The organism is Burkholderia sp. HMSC10F09 (assembly GCF_001806955.1).
Lineage (GTDB): Bacteria > Pseudomonadota > Gammaproteobacteria > Burkholderiales > Burkholderiaceae > Burkholderia > Burkholderia multivorans.
On record NZ_KV786489.1, the window covers coordinates 1 to 771 of the forward strand.

A 771-nucleotide genomic window follows, 5' to 3' on the forward strand; every position below is an offset into this window, starting at 1 on the left:
CGGGCGCTCGCGCCGGCGCCCGTCAGCCGCGCTGCGCGAGCGCGTCGAGCCAGCCGCGTGCGTCGGGCCAGTCGCCGAGCCCGCTGTCCGCGTTGATGTGGCCGCGCGGGCCGAGTTCGTGGAATACGCTGCCCCATGCCTGCGCGCAGTTGCGCGCGAACGCGAGCGAGCCGTACGGATCGTCGCTGCTCGCGACCACCCGCGTCGGGAACGGCAGCCGTTCGAGCGGCACGGGCCCGAAGCCGTGCGCGTCGGCCGGAAACGCCGGCCCGGACGGATCGGGCAGCGCGACCAGCAGCGCGCCGCGCACCTTCGCGAGCGTGTCGGGCCGCGCATAGCGCGTCGCCCACCAGGCGGCGGTCAGCGTGCCGAGGCTGTGCGCGGCGAGCAGCACGGGGCCCGGCGCCGTGCGTACCGCGCGATCGAGCGCGAGACACCAGCCGTTGCGGAAGGCGCGTTCCCAGTCGGGCATCGCGACGCGCACGAAGCGCGCATCCGCGCGCGCCCAACGGCTTTGCCAATGGAGCGGGCCCGAGTCGCCGTAGCCCGGCAGGACGAAAACGAGGGGATCGTTCATCGAAGGATCGTCGGCAAATGAATGAGTTATAGGAGCCGACGAAGTGTCGCACATCCGTTCCTCCCTGATGCTGCCTGTCGAGCGAATGCCGGAACGATGTGTGCGAAAAGAGACGGGACGGCGCCCGGCCCCGCGCGGGGCGGACGCCGCGCCGCTTAGCGGACGTTCGCGCCGACGATGCCGCCGGCCGCCGC

General features: G+C 73.3%; 1 protein-coding gene. It reads right to left on the reverse strand.

Going from position 1 to position 771, the window contains the following annotated elements; genetic code table 11:
• Positions 1–22: 22 nt before the first annotated feature.
• Positions 23–577 carry an RBBP9/YdeN family alpha/beta hydrolase gene (locus HMPREF3115_RS00360; RefSeq protein ID WP_053297346.1) on the reverse strand — a complete coding sequence of 185 codons (555 nt, stop codon included), beginning with the start codon at positions 575–577 and terminating at the stop codon, positions 23–25.
• Positions 578–771 lie beyond the last annotated feature (194 nt).

What these genes read in the sequence shown, in the direction of transcription:
- HMPREF3115_RS00360 (WP_053297346.1), bottom strand. Translation starts at nt 577, where the DNA reads ATGAACGATCCCCTCGTTTTCGTCCTGCCGGGCTACGGCGACTCGGGC.